Origin of the sequence: Paenibacillus sp. FSL H7-0756, assembly GCF_038006765.1 — a bacterium.
In the GTDB taxonomy this organism is placed as follows: Bacteria; Bacillota; Bacilli; order Paenibacillales; family Paenibacillaceae; genus Paenibacillus_AQ.
In genome coordinates this window covers 484,449-505,369 of record NZ_JBBOVT010000001.1, presented here as the reverse complement: position 1 = coordinate 505,369, position 20,921 = coordinate 484,449, and the positions used below count along the sequence as shown (strand labels likewise).

Below are 20,921 nucleotides of genomic sequence, written 5' to 3'. Positions count from 1 at the left end.
AGGAGTGGAAATCCGTGGCTAATAACGAAATATCCCGCTTCACTAACGTTCTCCTCCATATTATTTTTATTATCCTGTCCCTGGCCTGTCTGCTGCCGATTGTACTGGTCTTCATGATCTCTATTACCGATTACGATTATATCGTCCGCAATGGCTATCAGTTCATTCCGGAGAAGCTTAGCCTGGAGGCTTACGCCTATATATTCAAGGATTACAGTGTGGTGCTGCGGGCCTACGGCATCTCCTTCTTCGTCACGATCACCGGAACGCTGGCCAGTGTGTTCCTCTCTTCCCTGTATGCGTATCCGATCTCGCGGGCGGATTTCCGGTACCGGGGGGTGTTCGCTTTCCTGATCTTTTTCACCATGCTGTTCGGCGGCGGGCTGGTGCCTTGGTATATGGTCTACACCCAGGTGCTGGACCTCAAGAATTCGATCTGGGCGCTGGTCGTGCCGATGCTGCTATCCCCGTTCAATGTGCTGATTATGAAGACGTACTTCCAGATGAGCGTGCCGCCCGCGCTGATTGAAGCCTCTACGATTGACGGGGCGGGGGAGCTGCGGACATTCTTCAAGATTGTATTTCCGCTGTCCCTGCCGGTCTTCGCTACGATTGGGCTGTTCAATACGCTGCATTACTGGAACGACTGGTTCAACAGCATGATCTTCATCACCGATACAGACCTCTATTCCCTCCAATATCTGATGTACAAAATGATCTCCCAGGCCGATTACCTGAGCCGCAACGGGGCACTCATTCAAGGCTCGGCCACCGAGCTGGCCAAATTGCCGGGCGAGACGATCCGCATGGCGATGGCGCTGATCGGCATTGGGCCGATTGTGCTGGCCTATCCGTTTTTCCAGCGGTATTTCATCAAAGGACTGACGCTCGGCTCGATCAAAGGCTAACCTCGGAACCTACCGATTAGCATATATTCGTTCCATCAAGGGGAGGAAAAAAGTATGGCAGGTAAAAAAGTCACAGGTCTGCTGTTATCGCTTGTACTGATAGCCGGATTCACCCTGGCCGGATGTGCGGGGAACAATGGCAATACAGCTGCGCCTACAGAGAAAGCGGGAGAAAGCACCACAGCTCCGGCGGCAACGAAGGAAGCCACAGGAACGGAAGCGGGCGGAACGGAGGCGCCGGGTACGCTTGCACCGGTGGAGCTGTCCCTGTATCTGCCCGGCGGGCCGGATACGGATGTGGCATCCGTAGAGCAGGAGATCAACGCCTACTTGAAGGATAAAATCAACGCCACCCTCAAGATCAACCAGCTAAGCTGGGATAAGCCGGCCGACAAGGTTAACCTGATGATCCAGTCCGGCGAGGTGTTCGATATGGTCTATACCTGGAACTTCATGACCAATGCCGCGAAGGGGGCGTATCTGCCGCTGGAGGAGCTGCTGGACACCTATGCCAAGGAGACGAAGGCGCAGATCAATCCCGCTTACCTGCAGGCAGCTACCGTCAACGGACATTTGTATGCGGTTCCAACGGAGAAGGAGCTGGGGCAGTCGGTCGGGTTTGCTTTTGACAAGGCGATTGTGGATAAATACGGCTTCGATGTGAACAGCCTGCAGAAGCTGGAGGATATTGAACCTATGCTGAAGACGATTAAGGAGAAGGAGCCGGCCCTCTCTCCGCTGTTCATGAACCATACCGACAGTCTGCACTGGTTCACCGCGTATCCTGACAGCGAGGACTTAGACGGCAGCAATGATATCCCGACCCTGCTTGATTACAAGACCATGAAGGTGTTCAACGAATACGACACGCCGGCAATGACGGAGCGGCTGAAGCTGATCCGCAGCTGGTATGAAGCGGGCTATATTAACAAGAACGGAGCCACTGACAAGACCGAGCTGAAGGATGCGGTCAAAAGCGGCAAAGCCTGGTTCGTCTACGGCAATATGAATCCGACGTCCACCAATGACTGGACCCGGCTCGCCGAGAAGCCGATGATCATCAAGACGCTGCTGCCTGTTCAGGTCAGCACCAAGAGTCTGCAGGGCTCGATGCTCGCCATCTCCAGAACCTCGAAGAACCCCGAGCGGGCCATGATGTTCATGAACCTGCTTCACACCGATCCGGTGCTCTACAACCTGCTGACCTTCGGTATTGAAGGTAAGCACTACAAGAAGCTGGAGAACAACACCGTGGAGTTCATTGCAGACAGCGGCTATAACTCCGTATCCTCCTGGATGATCGGCAATGTGCTGCTGAACTACCTGAATAAGGATGAAGATCCGAAGCGCGTGCAGCTCTATACGGACTGGAATAAGAATTCGAATATTTCACCGGTCATCGGGTTTGTGTTCGATTCGACCAAGGTGCAGTCACAGATCGGTGCGCTGATCAACATCACGAAGCAGTATAAGAACACCCTGTTCTCCGGGGAAAAGGACCCTGAGCCGGTCCTGAAGGAGATGAACAGCAAGCTGAAGGCCGCAGGTCTGGACGCTGTGATTACGGAAATTCAAAGTCAGCTCGACGCTTTTCTGGCCGCCAAGTAAGCAGTAGAGGCCATAGCACGCCCGGTATCCGGCAGCAGCAGTCACGCGGCCGCCTGCGGCAGGTACCGGGTATTCTCTTTCGCAAATCCAGCCTTTGGGGAGCCCCTATCTGATCAAGAGAGGGTGTTACTATGCGAATTCAGAGAATCACAGGCAAATTGCTCATTGCAGCTCTGGTATGGATGTCCGCATCATTGCCCGGAGCACCGATCAGCTCCGCCGAAATGCCGCCTGCACAGGTGGTTGTAGAAGAACATGCAAATAACACTACAGTCACAGAGGATACCTACCAGCCGTCCCCGCTGCTCTGGCAGGTGGGCGAGCAGGATAACAGCTCGGCAGAATTTACAGTGTACCAGGATGTGTACAGTGAGAATATTACTCTCCCCGTCAATCCCCTGAACTGGAATACGATCTCCCGCGGCATGAAGCTGGACCGCAATGCGGCGATGGAGCTAAGCTTCAATCTTACGGACGTCCCCCCCTATGGTGTAGAGTTCAGCTTCAAGGTACTGGATGCAAGCACAGCTATTCCGCAGCTGGCCGTATTCACCAATGGCAGCTTCAGCGGGCTGATTCAGATTACCGGGCTGAATGACGGAGAGACCCCCCTTACGAACACATGGAAAGAAACCTATAGACTCTACATTCCCTCAGAACAGCTGAAGACCGGCAGCAATGAGCTGAAGCTGACTGTGGATCGCGGGCTATACGCTGATCCGCTGTCACCCGGATATGACGGTGACAAGTATCTGTGGTTTGAATGGGATTATCTCAGGCTGGATGCATTAACTGAGCCGGCCGCTGAGCCTATTCACGGACGGTATGTCCACCTGGGAAGCACGATTGCCGCCTCGACCTTCCGGTATGACGAGCATGCGATCCGCCATCTGGCCCCGATGGCCAAGTGGCTGGGCATTGCCTACAGCGGCAACTGGATGCGCACCTCCTTCTGGTCCGATACCAGTGCAGGCTGGGACCCGCAGGGCCGCAAGTACCTGGAGACGCTGAGAGACCTCAACCTTGCGCCCATGGTTAATATCATCGGCGGCAACTGGAAGACTAACAGCGAGCTGGCGGCAGGGACGATTAGCTCTGCGCTGAGGAGCTATTACAGCGGCTTTGTCAACAAATTCGGCGATCTGTATCAGTATGCCGAGACAGGCAACGAGCCGGGACTGTTCGGCTGGGCGCAGAAGGCGGTGCTGGCGCTTCATGAAATGATGGACGAGGAGAGGCAGACGAACAGCCAGCCGTACCTGAAAATTGTCGCCCCGGGCTGGGCATACTGGCCGTATAATGGAAGCCCTGACGGCTGGGAACGGGATGCTGCCCAGCGTGCGCCGATTGAAGCGCTGTCGGATGTGACCAACGGACACAGCTATGGCGGGACCGGCGTCCAGCCGTTGCCGGGCGGAAGCCTGTATGAGAATCTGCGGGTGTACAGTGATTCAGAGGAAGGCTTCGGCAAAGAGATGGCCATGAGCGAGACCGGCAGTAACGACAATCATTCCGACAATACGAAATACGGGACGTATGCTTACCGGTTCGCTTCTGCTTTTGACCGGGAACTGCGGGGGAATATCGGTTATGCCGACCATATTATGCAGCACGCTGCCTTCTTCAATGACGGGACGGAGTTTGGCCTGTTCGATTCCGCGATCAACTGGAACACACACCGCTATGAGGATACAGCAGTGGTACCGGCCAATATCAATGAATCCGGGGAGACCCGGCTGAAGACGTTCCGCAGACTGGCTGCTGCTTACGCTACACATGGAAGCCCACTGGGCTACGAGGTGCTGAATGCGGCTGAACTGACCGGAGTGAAGGCGTATTTCCGCGCAGTGGATACCTCGGCGCTGGGCACTTCAGCCATCGGGGCCGCTTCGGATAAAATTCTGCTGAACTTCGTGAACTTTGAGAAGACGCCGGTAACGATGCAGGTCCGGGTGGCCCTGCCGTCCAGCGGAGTATATACAGGGGAGCGGTTCGGACCAGGGGAGACGTACGCCGCCGCCTACTCCCGGGTGGAGCTTACGGCAGATCCCTACGTTACCCTTACAGTGACACTGGACGCGGGAGAGACGGTCCAGTATATCCTGGATGAGCAGGAGAACACGCTGCCTGCTGCTCCGGGCAATCCTGCGGCAACAGCCGTAAGCCATGAGCAGATCCGGCTGAGCTGGGCGGCTTCGACAGATAACGATGCTGTCGTCAGCTATAACGTCTACCGTGACGGCGGAGCGGCTCCGGTGATCAATATTCCAGGTAGGCTGACCTTCTGGAGTGACTATACCGTAGCGCCCCAGACCACTTACAGCTACGCAGTGCAGGCCGTAGATGACTCCGGCAATGTATCGCCTCTTAGCGCAGCCGTATCAGCGACTACACCGGTCATGCCCATTACACCGCATGCCGCAGGCGATCCGGCCAAGTTCGAGGCCGAAGCTACCGCCTTTGCCCTGCCGCTGAGAACCGGTAATAACAGCAGTGCCTCGGGCGGTAAGGTCGTGGAGCAGACGCATAGCGGAGGCTTAACGATCCAAGGCTTCCATTCCGTGAACGGAGGCAGCTATACTCTGACAATTGTATACGCTTCCAACGAGGAGTCTAAGAAAAACATCCTCGTGAACGGCGTGAAGCAGTCCACAGTAACCCTGCCTTCTACAGGAAGCTGGACCGCGAATCTGACGGCACGGCAATATGGGATTACCCTCCAGCCGGGCTATAACACGATCAGCTTCACCTCGGCCGGGAAAGGGGCAAATCTCGACTACTTCAAGCTGGAGGAAGGGCTGTATGTTCCCCTCTCCCACTGGTATCCGGCCGCACATGATCATCCTTACATTGACTATGCCGGATTCACGACTGCACCCAATGGCGTCTCCCATGTGACCTATGAAGAGGATGCCACAGCCGCCTTCAGCTTCAATGGCATCGGTGTCCGCTGGAGATCAGATATCAAGAGCGACATGGGCAGTGCGGATGTCTACGTCGATGGCGAGTATAAGGAGACTGTAGTCATTCCGCAGGCAGGGCTGGAGGGCGATCATAAAATTGTCTACGAGCTGACGGGTCTGGAATATGGGCTGCACCGGATAGAGATTGCAGGCAACGGCGGAAAGGTAATGGTCAGCGGGCTGGAGTATGAGAGCTATGAGTCTGCACTGCCTGTACCGGGACCGGATCTGACCGTGACGGATATCGGCTGGCATATTGTGAACAGCGACGGCAGCCCTTCCGCGCACAGCACACCGCAGCTGGGCGACTCCCTGATCTTCTGGGCCAAAGTGAAGAACATCGGCGTCCGCCCCACGCCGCTGAATGCTTCGACCGGACTCGGACAGATTACCGGCGGCGCCTTCTCTGTCAACGGCGGGGTGGTCTCGTGGACGGACACGAATACCAGTGTGATTCAGCCGGGCGAGGAGATTACACTGACGGCTAACGCCAGTGCACAGGGAACGCCCCGGTGGACGGTGCCGACCATCGGTGAGTTTACTGTCAGCTTTTTTGTGAATGATATCTGGCGGTATGCGGAGATGAATAAGGAGAATAACAAGCGGGCACGGGCGCTGGAGATTAGCCTGCCCTGACCGGATAACCAGCTGCCGAGAATATCCGCGCAGACAGTTTGTAGAATATTGAACTTATATTATAGCTGGCTGTATGTAGAGCAGCTTCGCGATCCGGTACACTGGACTCAGAATAGAACCTGCCGGGAGGAGCCTTAAATGATGCAGAAGCCGTTAAGCAAGGAAGAACAGGAGTGGGTAGAGGGTACGCTTGAAGCGATGAGCCTCCGTGAGCTGATCGGGCAGACGATGCAGGACCACGCGGGCAGACTGCCGTTCAAGGGAGATGATGAGGCAAGTCTCCGCAGGTATCTGGAGCAGTATCCGGTGGGCAGCTTCTTCATCGGCGGGGAGGTCATTCAGAAGGCTGCGGGCAAAGCGGAGGATTACCGGGACTGGGCGGGAATGCTGCAGGGCATCAGCAGGTTCCCGCTGCTGTTCTCCGGTGATCTGGAATTCGGGGCAGGCTCGGCCGTGAGGAGTCTCACGGCCTTCCCGCCGCTCCTCGCGCTTGCCGCCGCCGATGATGAAGCCCTGGCTTATGAATACGGCAAATATACCGCGCTGGAAGGCCGGGCGGCCGGGTTCACCTGGGCGCTGGCCCCGGGTACCGATCTGCTGCTGAACTGGATGAATCCCGTGATTACGACCCGTTGTCTCGGCGATGAGGCCGGACGGGCGGCACGCCTGGCTGCCGCTGTGATGCGTGGCATGCAGGAGCATGGCCTTGCGGCATGCGCTAAGCATTTTCCCGGTGACGGGGTCGATTACAGGGATCAGCATATCATTACTACGGTGAACAGCTTATCGGAAGAGGAGTGGTTCGCCACTTACGGGCAGGTGGCTCAGCGGATGATCGATCAGGGTGTGATGTCCTATATGACCGGACATATCGCCCTTCCCTGGATGGAAGACGGGGCAGGCGCCGGATCAAAGCCGGTTCCGGCAACCGTCTCGGAACGGATTACCACAGGATTGCTGCGGGAGCGGCTGGGTTTCGACGGAGTGGTGTTGTCAGATGCGCTCGATATGGGCGGGTTCTTATCCTGGGGAGACTACACGCAGCGTATCATAGACTGTTTCAATTGCGGTACGGATGTGCTGCTCTGGCCGGGCGTGCGGTATTTCGCGGTGATGGAGCAGGCGGTGGAGGACGGGCGCGTCAGCCGGGAACGGCTGAAGGCAAGTGTCCGGCGGATTCTGGAGCTGAAGGCACGGCTTGGCATGCATGCTGCCCGCGCCGGGGGAGAGGACGCTAGGGCGTTGCCGCTGCAGGACGACAAGCTGCTGCCCAGTCTGGACCGGCAGGTCAGACAGTTCAGCCGCGAGCTGGCCGGGCGCTGCATTACCCTGGTGCGCAACCGCACCGGCCAGCTGCCGCTGAATCCGCAGAAGGTCCGGCGGGTGCTGGTCATCATGCTGAATAAGGTGACGGAGGGACGCAGATATGAGCGGATGAATCTGTTCGTAGAGCAGCTTAAGGGCAGGGGGCTTGCGGTCGATATTCTGGATGAATTCGAGCCGCTGACGACGCTGCGGCAATGGGAGCTGTCCGGGGTACGCTGGGATGCTGCCTTCGCCCCTTACTTCCTTCCGCTGCACGGAATGATGAACACTGCCCGTCCGGTGGGCGAAGCAGCCAAAGCCATCTGGGCCATGCAGCATGCGGAGACAGTCCGGCCCATCGGTATTTCGTTCGCTACGCCGTATCTGCTGCAGGATATTCCTTTTTTAGATACTCTGGTGAATGCGTACTCTCTGCATGAAGATACGGTAGAGCTGACGGTTAAAGCGCTGTTCGGAGAGATTCCGTTCCAGGGAAGCTCTCCGGTAAAGGCAGAGATCCAAGAGGGCGATTACGGTTCAGGGAGGCTTCAGACGTTTTGACGATCAAGCGGGAGTTAGCGAACAGGCAGGCATTAGAGCAGAGGCTGGAGCGTATCTGGGAATACATGCGCTCCGAACGGCACCAGGGCAATTGGGCCATGGATATAGATCATTGGGACTGGGTGCCCGGTGTGGGTGTAATCTCATTGCTGGAATACGGTACAGTTGCTGGTAAGGGTGAGGTGATTGAATACCTGCTGCACTGGGTGGGCCAGAATAAGCAGCAGGCCGAGGGGGTTCGGGTCATTAATTCGCTGGCTCCTTATGCCGTGTTTCCTGAATTGTACCGGCTGACCGGGGACCCTTGGTATCTAAGCACGGCTCAGGAGATTGCCGGATGGATACGGGAGACTGCCCCCCGGACCCGGGAAGGGGCACTGGAGCATACGGTGACAGAGGCGGTGGAATTCCCGGAACAGGTATGGGCCGATACGGTGTATATGGCCGTGTTGTTCCTGGCCCGGCTTGCCGGGCTAACCGGAGACCGGGAGCTTGCCGCCGCCGCTGTGCAGCAGACGCTGCTGCACCTTCGGCTGCTCCAGGACCCGTCGACGGGGCTGCTGTTCCATGGCTGGAACAGCCGGGCAGGCAGCCATATGTCGGCAGCCCGCTGGGCCCGGGCCAATGCCTGGGTGGCACTTGCGGTCCCGGAGATTGTGGCCGGGACCGCAAGCCTGACTGTTATTCCGCAGGAGCTGTACAGCCGCTACCGCAGGCTTGCTTCTGCGCTGCGGCAGGCTCAGGGGGCCAGCGGCTTGTGGCATACGGTGCTCGATCAGCCGGATTATTACGAGGAGACCTCGGCCAGCGCCGGGATTGCCTGCGGCTTCCTGAAGGCGGTGAAGAGCGGACTGCTGGAGGAGGATTATCTGGAGAACGCGGAGGCGGCCCTTGCGGGGATTGTTCCACTTATCTGCGAAGACGGTGAGGTGCAGGGGGTTTCGGGTGGCACCCCGGTCATGCCGTCGATAGCTGCCTATAACGCCATCGGGAGATATCCGGCACTGTACGGGCAAGGGCTGGTGATGCAGCTGCTGACAGAGGCATTGGAGCTGGGGGGATGACCGTGAAGAGTAACGCAGAAGCTGCGGGTGGAGGGCCGGATCAGCGGCAACGCCTAATTCATAAGATGGCCGGACTGGAATCCCGCTATGATCCGGCGATCTGCATGCTGCGCTCCCCGTTCAGCAGCCCGGGTTATCATACGACGCTGAAGCAGGCGGAGTTCATCCACTCCACCAGAGACTCGCTCAGCTATGCGCTGGGACTGCTCGACACGGAGCTGACCGGTTACGAAGAGCGGGCCTTCGATATTATCCGGCAGGTAATCTCCTTGCAGGATACGGACCCGGCGCATGATACCTTCGGCATCTGGTCCTGGTTCTATGAGGAGCCGTTGGACCAGATGGCTCCGCCGGACTGGAATTGGGCGGACTTCTGCGGCAGCCGTCTGGTGCAGGCCCTTTCACGCCACGGCCACCGCTTCCCGGACGATCTGCGGGAGGCGGCCGTCTTGTCCATAGAGTGTGCCTGCGAAGCCATTATCCGGCGGAATGTCGGACCGGATTATACCAATATTGCAATTATTGGTGCGTTCGTGACCCGAATCGCCGGGGAGAAGCTGGGGCGTAAGGATTATGCCGACTATGGGCTGGAGCGGCTAAGAAGGCTATATGCTCATACACTGAAGCATGGGGCTTTTCAGGAGTACAACAGCCCGGTCTACACCTACATTGCCATTCTGGAGCTGTCGAAGCTTCAGTCCGAGACCTCGGACAGCAGGGTCAGGGCTTGGACCAGGGACCTGCTTGAGCTGACCTGGAGGACCGTGGCCAGGTATTATCATCCCGCCACGGCCCAGTGGTCCGGGCCGCATTCCCGCTGCTACGGGGTGCTGCTGGAGGACCAGAGCAAGGCGTTTCTGCAACTGGCAACAGGAGGAGCCGCGATGTTCTTCCCATGGGAGGAGTTGCCCTACGAAGAGGAATGGTATAAGAGCGGCATCCGTTGTCCCCCTGCCTATCTGGAGAGCTTCAAGGTTCCTGAGACGAAGGAGGTAAGGCAACGCTTGGAGGGGGAGGGAGAAAAAGAGGGAGAAGAAGGAAAAGAGGGAGGGGAAGGTCAGGAGCGTGAGGAAGGACGGAGGGGGGAGCAGGGTCAGGAACGGGAGCAGGTGCAGGTGCAGGGTCAGGTGCAGAAACTGGAGTCTAGTCAGGTGCAGGGGCAGGTGCAGAATCAGGGGCATGACGGCAAGTGGGCGGTCACTTATATGACTCCGCAGTGGAGCATGGGTTCCTTCACCCACAGTGACCTGTGGAACCAAAGACGGCCGCTGCTGATCTATGCAGATCATTACGGCCAACCGGCCTATATCCGGCTCCGGTGCCTGCATGACGGCTATGACTATTGCTCCGCACGCTTCCAATCGCTGCAGGAGGCAGGCCATGTGCTGTTCGGGATCGATTTCATAACGGATGGCGGGGATACCCATCCGAATCTGGACCGGACCGGCGGTGTGATTGCGTGCTCGGACCTTCGGCTGCGCCTGGAGGTTGGCGGCGCTCTGGAGGGAGTTACAGCCGGATTCACTGAGGAAGGTGCGGTAATCAGCATCGGAGGCACGGAGTTTAGCCTGACCACTTGGTTCGCAGCATTCAGCGGGCCGGCGGATGCAGGGAACCGCTTGGCATGGGAGATTCATAGGGCAGACGGCCGGATGAATATCGATATGATTCTCTACGCCGGTCCGCGCAGGATGATGGACTTCACCTCCATGCAGCAGGCCGCGCTGGTGTTCTCTCTGGCGGCTGGGGAGGAGGGGGAATTGAACTCTGCCCCGCTTCTTGAGCTGACGGATGAGGGCGGGCTGCGGGTTAGCAGCGGCGTAGAATACGAAGAGGAGGGAGCGCAGGGAACTGTAGGAAGGAAGGCAACGGGTGGTGGTGGGGCGAAAAGCGTAAAAAGCGTAAAAAGCGTAAAAAGCGTAAAAAGCATAAAAAGCGTAAAAAGCATGAAAGGCGGGTTCGTACTTAATCTGCGGCCCGCTCCGGGAGAGTAGCTGATATCACCGATCAAAGGCCAAATGTATTCAAAAAACCGATCACATTCGGCGCTGATTGGGCGCGTGGGCTGAATGTAATCGAAAAACCGACCACAATTGGATCGGGAGCGCCACGCAACATAAATGTAATCGAAAAACCGACCACAATTAGACTGGGAGCGCCACGCAACATAAATGTAATCGAAAAACCGACCACAATTAGACTGGGAGCGCCACGCAACCCAAATGTAATCGAAAAACCGACCACAATTGGATCGGGAGCGCCACGCAACATAAATGTAATCGAAAAACCGACCACAATTAGACTGGGAGCGCCACGCAACCCAAATGTAATCGAAAAACTGACCACAATTGGACTGGGAGCGCCGCGCAACACAAATGTAATCGAAAAACCGAACACAATGCGTAGGGCGGGCTGTCCATGATGAAAATGTGAGCAATAACAGTAATTCCTTGCAGAGGCGGAGCGGATAACGGACAAAGCGATGGTATTGCTGCTTTCCGCTCCGGCATCTCTACAGACTGTACGGTCGCCGCTTCGTCATAGGTCTGCGAACTTCATCTCAGGAAAGCGGGGGTCCGGCTGGTTCAACAACATCCCGCCTTCCTTTTTCAAATATTTATCAAAAAAGTCCAGTATATACGCATTCGTAATGGCCTCCGCTCTTTCAGGCGCAAGTTGTCCGGTGGCACCGAGTAATTGAAAGATCGGCGAAATAAACTGTGCATTCGTAAAGTTCAAATGCTCTGTATTGTCGATGTACAGCACTTGTCCTCCTGCTTCTAGCGCTTCGCGCATCCGTTGAAGCTCTAATTTTTTGGCTTGCGCCGTTTGATTCTCCCATTCTCTAGTAGAGCCCATCTGTTTAAGCTCTGCATCAGTATAGACCTTGTTCTCTATCACCCGCTGGAACGACTTGAAATTACTTTCCGAATTCATGAACATAAACGGCTTTTGCAGGCGGCCCCGGTCGTGCAGCCGATACAGTCCTCCATCCAGATCTATTCCAGCGGTAATGCGCGGATCATACGAAGCATCATATGCGGTAGCCCCGCCGATTGAATGGCCGAATATGCCTACATGGGCCAGATCCATTTTCCCTTTGAAACGGCTTGCGGTCTGCCCGGATTGGAGAAGCTCGAACTGATCTAATACAAATGACACATCCTCAGTGAAAACTGCGCCTAACTTGTCGCGGGTCTGGCTTTCGGTCCGGTAATCATTGTTGGACGAAAATAGCTTGTCGGTAGTGTTGGCCGCGATCCGTCCATCCGGAAATTCAGTAGCAAATGTATTATACGTATGGTCTATCGCAGCAACAATATATCCATGACTCGCAAGCTCTTCAGCCTGAGTGGTATGAAGGAAGCGGGAAGAGCCATTACCCGGATTCACAATAATTAACGGATACTGGTTACTTGCCGAAGCGATCTCTGCCCCCGGATAAGCGTGACTGGCCACAAACTTCAGATATTGAAAAGTAACCCCCGGAAGACCGTATTGCTCAGCCATGTAGCTTAAAATGCCTGGACTTGGGATCCAGGGAGCATAAGCACCGCGGGTACTGGCTTCCGCCGGATACCACACCTGAACCATCAGTTCCCTGCTCTGCCCTCCAGTACTGTCGAAAGTCTCTTTCCGGGCTGTATCTGCAAAATGAAAAGCTTGTGTACCCACCTTAAATTCCCCTGTCGGTGCAGGCAGCTTGAATACAGGGAAAATATACATAAGCCCCGCCGTTGCAACGAGCATCATCCCTATAGCGGTATTTGCTAAGCCCCGTAGAAAGCGTGGGATTCGGGGCAGTGCGTTCCTTTTAACATAACGATACACGGAAACAGCCAACGACATCATCGTTACGCAGTACAGCAGCAATAGCTGAATCCGGTAGCCTTCTGCCATCCAATGAATGAACATAAGGAGTGTAGCGATCCCGCTTGCGGTGAGTAAGGGCATGATCCGGCGGTCCTTATGCAGTAAGAATGTTAATACAAGCACAATAATATCCGCGAAAAAAAGCAACATTTCGAATGCTCTCATGTTCAATCTCCTTTTAACTAATGTTCATTTGGTTTCTTATCTGCTTACATAAAGACGGCGTTGCCCGCTAAAATATATCAATCCCCTGTATTTTGCGATAAACGACAAAGAAGCCACTGGTACGCCCAGCGGCTTGGTTGTATCGTATTCAGGTCCCCGATCAGGAACATATTTCAAGGAGCTGGCCCCGCGATACGGGGACAAGCTCCTGTGACATCCAGCGATTTTATTGCGGCAGCTCTACAAAATCATCTCTGAACCGCTCGTAATCGGCGGCCCGGCATTCCAGCTTCAGGCGTGTGCCCTGCTCCTCGTAGCTGACGGACTGCACATCGGCATGTTCGTTGAAATAGGAGACAATGCTGCCCCGGTCGAACGGGACCAGGATCTCACACTGAACATAGTCGGTGAAGATGCGGCTGCGGATCAGAGTGACCAGCTCGGCGGTCCCGCGGTTTTTCTTAGCAGACAGGGTTACAGAGTTCTCCTCCACCTGCGGGTAAGGCTCCTCCCTGAGATCAGCCTTGTTGTAGGCGTACAGGGTAGGGATTCCGTCAGCGCCCAGCGCCTTCAAGGTCTCATTCGTAACAGCCATATGCTGCTCATGCTGCGGATCAGCAATATCGACGACATGAATCAGCAGATCGGCTTCCGTTACCTCCTCCAGGGTCGAGCGGAACGCCTTCACCAGATGATGGGGCAGCTGGCTGACGAAGCCTACGGTGTCGGTTAGCAGGAAGGTTTTGTGATCGGGCAGCGCAATGCTGCGCACTGAGGTCTCAAGCGTCGCGAACAGCATATCCTTGGCGAGCACGCCTTTGCCCGAACCGGGATGATAGGTCTCGACCAGGGTGTTCATTAAGCTGGACTTGCCGGTGTTGGTGTAGCCGACCAGACAGACCACAGGCACCTCGTTCTTATGCCGCTGCTTACGCTGGATCTGGCGCCTTGCGACCTGCGTCTGCAGCTCTAACTGCAATACGGAGATCCGCTCTTCAATCCGTCTGCGGTCCAGCTCCAGCTTGGTTTCCCCGGCCCCTCTATTCTTCAGACCGGCCCCGCCGCCTTGTCTGCCAAGAGACTCACGCAGACCGCTCAGGCGGGGCAGCATATATTGCAGCTGTGCGACCTCTACCTGAAGCTGGGCTTCCTTGGTCTTCGCCCGCGAGGCGAAGATATTCAGAATCAGAATGGTCCGGTCAATGACCTGGCGGTCCAGTGATGACTCCAGATTGCGGATCTGGGAGGGAGACAGCTCATCATTGAAAATAACGACCGGTGCATCATGCTGCTCCATCAGCAGCGCCAGCTCCTGGATTTTGCCGGACCCGATGTAATGCGACGGGTTCACCCGGCTGGATTTCTGGCTAAGCTCAGCCACGACCTCAATCTCGCAGGCGGCTGCCAGATTACGCAGCTCCTCCATGGAATAAGCGAAGTTCGTGTCGTTCTGCAGCTGTACGCCGACGATAACGGCTTTCTGTTGTACGGGTTCCATATATAGATCAACCTCCATAGTGTAATTTGGGCATCAAAAAAGCACAGGCAGTCTGCCTGTGCTAACAGTAGGTGGAGGAACAACAGAATAAAGTCTGGTATAGCCCGCTGCGCGGGAGCAGCTATACGGCCATGCTTGCCATAGACACCATGAAGGTTTAAGCAACAGGGGCGAGGGCCCCGGCAACTTAAAAAGATATAAAGCTAATCCTCCCGGTAAACACAGATCCTGGCTGCCTATACAAGACAGAAGACATTCTTGCATAAAGGATACAAGGCTATCAGGCACAGTGTATCATTTACAGGTATCAGTGTACGGTTTGCGGATTAACAGGTGTATGCTATGGGTTACGTGTTATGGACAGACTTATCCTGAGTCCTCTGCACAAGGCAGAGCTTTCGCGCTATGGGAAAATAATTAGCCGCGCAAAGTGCGAATCCGGATATAGTCTATCACACGCAACCCTCCGTTCTAAAAAAGTTACATTGATTTTAGCACAGTCCTTGTCATCTGGCAACAACCCCCAGTAAGCGGGAGTGTGTGTGATTTGACATGTGCCATGGTCTGTCAACCGACCAGAAACTTCCATTTTCATCTGCATATCCTATGGAATACGGCTCTAATCGGAGGGTGATAACTATGCCTATATTAACAACCAATATGTTAACAAAGAACCCTACCCCGGGAGCAGGGCCCATCAGTCAGGCTGTGGTGAAGGTAGTGAACAATGGTGTAGCCCAGGGAACGGTCTATTTAACCGGGTTAAATAATGATGTAAGCCCCGCAACGCTGTTCGCGCAGGAGCTGTTTGAGTCGAACTATCGGGAAGTTATGACCAAAACGTATAATATTACGCAGAATTTTTTTCAATTCAACATTGCTTACTCCCAGGAGCAGATCCGGGTCCGGATCTATCTGGTGGACAGCGGCGGGCTCTGGATTCCCGTTTCCCTGCAGCCCATAGCGGTGAGCCGGATTACCTCTGAATTCCGTAACAATATTCCCGTAACCGGCAGCGACACCGCAGCCCTCAGCTTCCGCAGAAGCACCACGATCGCCGTTCCTGAGGCAGTGGCATCCGAGATCGTTCCAGACGGGCTGGAGATTCTGGCCTCCACCCCCATCCGCTATAAGGTGATAGCCGGGGGGACCGTTAACGGGGCTTTCGTGAATTACCCTACGCCGACTACAGCTATCCCTGTCACTGAAACAGCGTTGCTGGTGAACTATACCTGTACATCGGTCACAGGCGGACGGGTGCTGACTCAAGGCATCGGCTCCGGCATATCCGGGGCGTACCAGAATGTGGCGGCGAATCTGCTGAATCAGCGGCTCGCTTACGATCTTCAGCTATTGCCGGTCACGCTGGTGGTCAGCTCGCTTGCCGGTGAGGACAATGTGGCGGTTACCTTCAGAATGTCTGAGCAATGGTGAAGACCGCCGGGTGAACGCCCGTTACTTGCCACGCCGGCTGACTGGTAACAGACCAATGCCAGGCCTGTAGCAGATAAAAGATAGCCGGAACAGGGGGTATCCGCAGCAGCGGGTTATCCCACCCATTCCCGGCGCAGCGTGAACAGATCCTTCAGCGCGTCCGTGGACAGCTCGGTGATCCAGCCCTCGGAGCCGGAGATGACATCGTCGCTGAGTTGCTGCTTGCTCTCCAGCATCTCGTCAATCTTCTCCTCCAGCGTGCCGAGCGAGATGAACTTGTGCACCTGCACATCCCGGGTCTGGCCCATGCGGTAGGCACGGTCAGTGGCCTGATTCTCCACCGCCGGATTCCACCAGCGGTCGAAATGGAACACATGGTTGGCGGCCGTCAGGTTGAGGCCAACCCCGCCCGCTTTGAGCGAGAGGATGAATACATTCGGCTGATCGGACGGCTGCGCTCCGGCGGCTGCATCTGCAGCCGATTCGCCCGCAGGCAGCGCGGGAGCCTGGAACCGCTCAATCATGCGGTCGCGCATACTCTTCGGCGTGCTGCCGTTCAAGTACAGCACCGGTTCCTGAAGCTCCTGTTGAAGTACGGCCTGGAGCATCTTACCCATGCCTACATATTGGGTGAAGATCAGGCAACGCTCGTTCTCCTCGCGCAGCTCGCGGACCATGGCCAGCAGCCGTTCCAGCTTGGCGGAGCGTTCGATCAGGGAGGTGGTGTCCAGAGCACTGCCGTCTTCCGGCTCAGGCAGTGCCTCCTTGGTCAGCAGCATCGGATGGTCACAGAGCTGCTTCAGGCTGGTCAAGGCGGCGAGAATGGCCCCCTTGCGTTCGATGCCCTCCAGCTTCTGCATCCGTTCAAGCAGGCTGTTCACGTTCTGGTCGTAGAGAGCGGCCTGCTCGGCTGTCAGGTTGATATAGGTCTTCATCTCATTTTTATCCGGGAGATCAAGCTGGATCGCCGGGTCCTTCTTCTTGCGGCGCAGCATGAACGGCTTGACCAGCCGCTGCAAATCGGCGGTCCGCTCGGCATTGCGCTCTTTCTCGATGGCATTTGCGAACCGGTCCTGGAACCCCTTCGGGCTGCCCAGATAACCAGGTGTAATGAAATCGTAGATCGACCACAGCTCGGACAGCCTGTTCTCAATCGGCGTTCCGGTCAGGGCGATCCGGTGCAGGGCCGGGAAGCTGCGCACGGCGGCGGACTGCTTCGTTCCGGCATTCTTGATATTCTGTGCTTCATCCAGGCATACGGTTGCCCAGATGAACTGCTTCAGCAGCTCCTGGTCCAGTGCAGCGGTAGCGTAAGAGGTAAGCACGACATCCGCCTGCGAAGCCGCGCCGTAGAAGTATCCGGCATCCAGCCGTCTGCTTCCGTAATGCAGCATCACGTTCAGAGAAGGCGCAAAGCGCTGCAGCTCCTTCTGCCAGTTGCCCAGCACCGAGGTGGGGCAGATGATCAGCGAAGGCCAGCCGGCCGGCTCGGTCTGCCGCCGGGCTACGGGTGCGCCGGAAGCTGCGGCTTCTTCCTCCTGCTCCTTCAGATGGAGCAGGTAGGAGATCAGCTGCACCGTCTTGCCAAGCCCCATGTCATCGGCCAGGCAAGCGCCCAGCCCGAAGCGGCGGAGGAAGACCAGCCAGGCGAAGCCCTCATGCTGGTAGCTTCGCAGCTCGGCATGCAGACCGGCCGGCACCTCCGGCTTCGGCCACTGGCTGCGCTGGCCCAGCTGACCGATCAGCTTCACGAGATGCTCGTTCAGCTCGACCTCCAGCCGGACGCGGACCGCTTCCTCCTCGGCACGCTGTGCTTCCGCTTCCTCTAAATCGCCGTCTGCACCTTCGTTCAGCAGGTGCAGCTGCAGCACATCCTGGAAGGACAAGCCGCGCGACTTGTCCATCCCGGCCATGGCCCGCTGAATCTGCGCCAGCAGCGCAGGGTCCAGCGGAATCCACTTGCCGCGGAACTGGACGAGGCGTTCCCCGCGCGCTACGAGGTCGGCGAACTCCGCCTCGGACAGGTCGGCGTCGCCGATGGAGATGCGCCAGTCGAAATCGACGAGCGCATCCAGGCCGAACAGCGACTGCCCGCGGCTGCCCTCAGCCGTGCCGGAGCTGATCTTCGCGCGCAGGCGCGGCTTCCTGCGGCTGGCGGCTTCCCACCACGCCGGCAGCAGCACCTGCCAGCCGGCCTCCAGCAGGAGGCGGCTGTCGGCCGTGAGGAACCGCCACGCGACCTCGTCGCTTAGCGGCTCTGCCAGCACATCGGCGCCGCGCCCGATGTGCTCCGGAAGGCTGTCACGCAGCCGTGACAGCCACCCGCCCGCGCGCTCGTGGACATGTGCTGTCCACGCTGCGGGCCAAGTGCCATGCGGCTCGCCGTCCCCGGTGAGCCGCAGCGGCACAAGCGCGGACTCGTCGCGCTTGTCCTGGAGGAGCAGCTGGAGCCGCCAGTGCGGCAGCTCATCGTCAGGCTCAAGCAGCTGCAGCACCGGCCGGAACGGCGCGGTGTCTGCCTTCCAGCCGATGGACATCAGCCAGCTGTCCTCGTCCATACCGGCTGCGCTTCTCCCGCCTGCGCTGAACAGCAGCGGGAATTCACTGCGCAGATCACCGGCCTGCGCCTCGGTGCTGTAGTACCGCTGGAAGACCGCCGCCGAGAAGGCGGCCTGCAGCCCTTCGGCGAACCCGCTGCGCTCCTGAAGACGATGCAGCGCGGCCGCATCGTCCCAGTCTGCCTCGGCGGCTTCTGCCAGCACTTGCTCCGTCCAGGCCCAGCGGAGCTGGCCTTCACGGTAGGCTGCGAAGCTCGGGGCATATTGCCGGGCCTCCAGCATCCCGGCCAGCAGCGGGGCCAGCCGGGTCAGCAGCTGGGCATCGCCCTGCCAGCTCCAGCCGACGTGCCGGAGCAGCCGCAGGTCCGCAAAAAACGGCAAGACCTGCTCGGCAGGCAGCACCACCAGCTCGACCTCATCGGCCTTCGAGGTGCTAAGCTCCGTGCCGTAGAAGGATTCCTCATGCCAGGCGAACAGCATCTGCTTGAGCTGGACACCGGGCATATAATCATCGCGGTCATCCACGCCATAGATCAGCGCATCGCCATACTGGGTAAGGGCGAGCTGGACGGTAATATTACGCATCTTCATATTCATGGAATCAGTTTTCCTTTCCGCAGCTCCTCCTGCAGGGCGCGCAGGCGGCTGTGCCTATCCGTGAAGCCGTCCAGGAATACTTCCCAGCGTGCTTCGCGTTTCAGTTTTTTGTACAGCTTGGCGAGCCGCTTGAGCAGCTTCACGGCCGCTTTGTAGCTGTGCCGGTTCTTCTCCAGCACGAAGCGCTCCACCGCCTGATGGTAGAACGGCAGGAGCAGCTCCGGCGCATTCTTCTCGATCGGCTGCAGGTCGCTCACCCGGAAGTCGGCAGGCTGATGACCGGAGGCGATCTGCATATCCATCCATTCCTGCCATTTGCCGTAGGCGAGCAGCTGAGCTTCATAGATCTCGCGTGAGTGCGGCAGCATCCCCGACAGCGTCTCCCACATCAGCGGCTCTTCTTCGGGCAGGTGACGGACAGTCTCATCCCAGTAGCCCGCATAATCCAGCAGATTGTACATCCGGCTGTTCAGCAGCGGGCCGAGCGCAGCCAGCCACAGGGTCAGGCGTCTCCACTCGCCGACTTCGGCCAGCGGAGGCAGGAAGCTGATCAGCTCCTCCGGGTGCAGCCCGGGCCGTTCGGACGCGGCGTTCAGCTTCTCAATAGCGGCCGCATCCTCATGCAGCAGCGCATGCATCCGGCTCTCAGCCAGCAGCAGGGCATGGCGGGGAGCAGCGGCACTCAGGTTTTCTCCGGCCTTGTGCAGCTCCGCCAGCTCCTTGGTATACAGCTCCGGTCCGCTTAGATTCGGGGTAATCCAGTTGATCCACAGCAGGCTGTAACATGCTGAGAAATAAGGCTGTTCTCTGGCGCGGTCGCGCGTTTCGTTCAGCATCTCGGTCCGCAGATAGGCAATCGTATCGTAGACTCTCGGCCACTCCTCAGGGGCCTCCGCCAGCGGCAGACCTTGCTCCATCAGCTTTATGATATGTTTTTGCAGCTCGGAAATGGCAATAGAGGTATAGTAGCCCACGGAATAACCAAGGGACATGGGGTTCGCCGCGGGGGAATGCCCGCCGGGTCTGAGGATGCTCTCCAGCACACAGAGATGAGCATGGAGCTTGAACAGCTGGGCAGCAGCGGGAGGCAGCTTAGGCTGGCCCCCGGTGATGGCGGCAAGCGCCCGGTCCGCATACTGCGGGTTACGCACCGTATGAGCAAGCGGCTCCACCAGCAGCGCCATGTATTCCCGCCACTGCTGCACCGTAGCCTCAGGAATCAGGGCGGCCAGCTTCTTCAATTGTTCCCCGCGCCGTCCCGGAACAGCGGACGCCGCAGCGGAATGAATCTTGGGCTGGTTGACCAGCGCCTTGGCGTTCGCGATGGAATGCACAGGCTGCGCCTGCTCCTCAGCGTATCGCATCAGCACCGCCGCCATATGCTTGCACATCCCGGATACCGGGCAATCACAATGACTCTCCTGCAGATCGTCCAGGTCAATGGAGACCGCATAATCCTCCCGGCCTTCGACCAGCGCCATAATTCTGTGCGGCGTGATCATTCTATAGACTTGCACGCGCTGCTGCTTATAATATTGAAATCCCCGTTTCAGGGTCAGATCATCGAAAGAATGGGCAACCTCCGAGATGAGCTTATCCCACCCGGCAGCATCCATCATATAATTTGACTGCATCGCTATCGTTCTCCTGTAGCAGATTGGGTGAATCCGTCGTTCCATTATATCATTATTGTATAGCGTATCCCGCAAAAGTCTGAAATCCTGGCAGGTATGATATGCCCCATATTGAAA

General features: G+C 57.2%; 12 protein-coding genes. 7 read left to right on the top strand and 5 right to left on the bottom strand.

Annotated features, from left to right (window positions below):
- The first annotated feature begins 14 nt into the window (after window positions 1–14).
- The 6 genes from NST04_RS02195 (at window position 15) to NST04_RS02170 (ending at window position 11,039) form a co-directional block, all read left to right on the top strand.
- A complete protein-coding gene (locus NST04_RS02195; RefSeq protein WP_341182995.1) occupies window positions 15–908 on the top strand; it encodes a carbohydrate ABC transporter permease in 894 nt (297 codons plus the stop codon).
- 54 nt (window positions 909–962) lie between these two features.
- Window positions 963–2,516 (top strand): ABC transporter substrate-binding protein, encoded by a 1,554-nt coding sequence (locus tag NST04_RS02190; RefSeq protein WP_341182994.1) that lies wholly within the window; start codon window positions 963–965, stop codon window positions 2,514–2,516.
- A 131-nt stretch (window positions 2,517–2,647) separates the two neighbouring features.
- A complete protein-coding gene (locus NST04_RS02185; protein WP_341182993.1) occupies window positions 2,648–6,115 on the top strand; it encodes a carbohydrate-binding domain-containing protein in 3,468 nt (1,155 codons plus the stop codon).
- A gap of 138 nt (window positions 6,116–6,253) precedes the next feature.
- Window positions 6,254–7,981: a glycoside hydrolase family 3 protein gene (locus tag NST04_RS02180; RefSeq protein WP_341182992.1), complete on the top strand. Its 1,728-nt coding sequence runs from the start codon at window positions 6,254–6,256 to the stop codon at window positions 7,979–7,981.
- Entirely contained in the window at window positions 7,978–9,045 is a 1,068-nt protein-coding gene (locus tag NST04_RS02175) for a glycoside hydrolase family 88/105 protein (RefSeq protein ID WP_341182991.1), read from the top strand. Before NST04_RS02180 ends, NST04_RS02175 begins: the two co-directional genes overlap by 4 nt.
- A 2-nt stretch (window positions 9,046–9,047) precedes the next feature.
- The gene (locus NST04_RS02170; protein WP_341182990.1) at window positions 9,048–11,039 is read left to right on the top strand and encodes a hypothetical protein; all 1,992 of its coding nucleotides are present in this window, start codon (window positions 9,048–9,050) and stop codon (window positions 11,037–11,039) included.
- A 13-nt stretch (window positions 11,040–11,052) separates the two neighbouring features.
- Here NST04_RS02170 and NST04_RS02165 read toward each other — a convergent pair whose 3' ends face one another.
- The 3 genes from NST04_RS02165 to hflX form a co-directional block, all read right to left on the bottom strand.
- Window positions 11,053–11,523: a hypothetical protein gene (locus NST04_RS02165; RefSeq protein WP_341182989.1), complete on the bottom strand. Its 471-nt coding sequence runs from the start codon at window positions 11,521–11,523 to the stop codon at window positions 11,053–11,055.
- Window positions 11,524–11,583: 60 nt separating this feature from the next.
- Entirely contained in the window at window positions 11,584–13,083 is a 1,500-nt protein-coding gene (locus NST04_RS02160) for an alpha/beta hydrolase family protein (RefSeq protein WP_341182988.1), read from the bottom strand.
- A 226-nt stretch (window positions 13,084–13,309) separates the two neighbouring features.
- Entirely contained in the window at window positions 13,310–14,581 is a 1,272-nt protein-coding gene (gene hflX / locus NST04_RS02155; protein ID WP_341182987.1) for a GTPase HflX, read from the bottom strand.
- Window positions 14,582–15,220: 639 nt separating this feature from the next.
- On the opposite strand from hflX, the gene NST04_RS02150 reads away from it, so the two are divergent.
- Window positions 15,221–16,015 carry a hypothetical protein gene (locus NST04_RS02150; RefSeq protein ID WP_341182986.1) on the top strand — a complete coding sequence of 265 codons (795 nt, stop codon included), beginning with the start codon at window positions 15,221–15,223 and terminating at the stop codon, window positions 16,013–16,015.
- Window positions 16,016–16,128: 113 nt separating this feature from the next.
- Here NST04_RS02150 and NST04_RS02145 read toward each other — a convergent pair whose 3' ends face one another.
- Window positions 16,129–19,170 carry a DEAD/DEAH box helicase gene (locus NST04_RS02145; RefSeq protein ID WP_341182985.1) on the bottom strand — a complete coding sequence of 1,014 codons (3,042 nt, stop codon included), beginning with the start codon at window positions 19,168–19,170 and terminating at the stop codon, window positions 16,129–16,131.
- Window positions 19,167–20,804, bottom strand: a complete 1,638-nt coding sequence (locus NST04_RS02140) for an SWIM zinc finger family protein (protein WP_341182984.1) — start codon at window positions 20,802–20,804, stop codon at window positions 19,167–19,169. Before NST04_RS02140 ends, NST04_RS02145 begins: the two co-directional genes overlap by 4 nt.
- Window positions 20,805–20,921 lie beyond the last annotated feature (117 nt).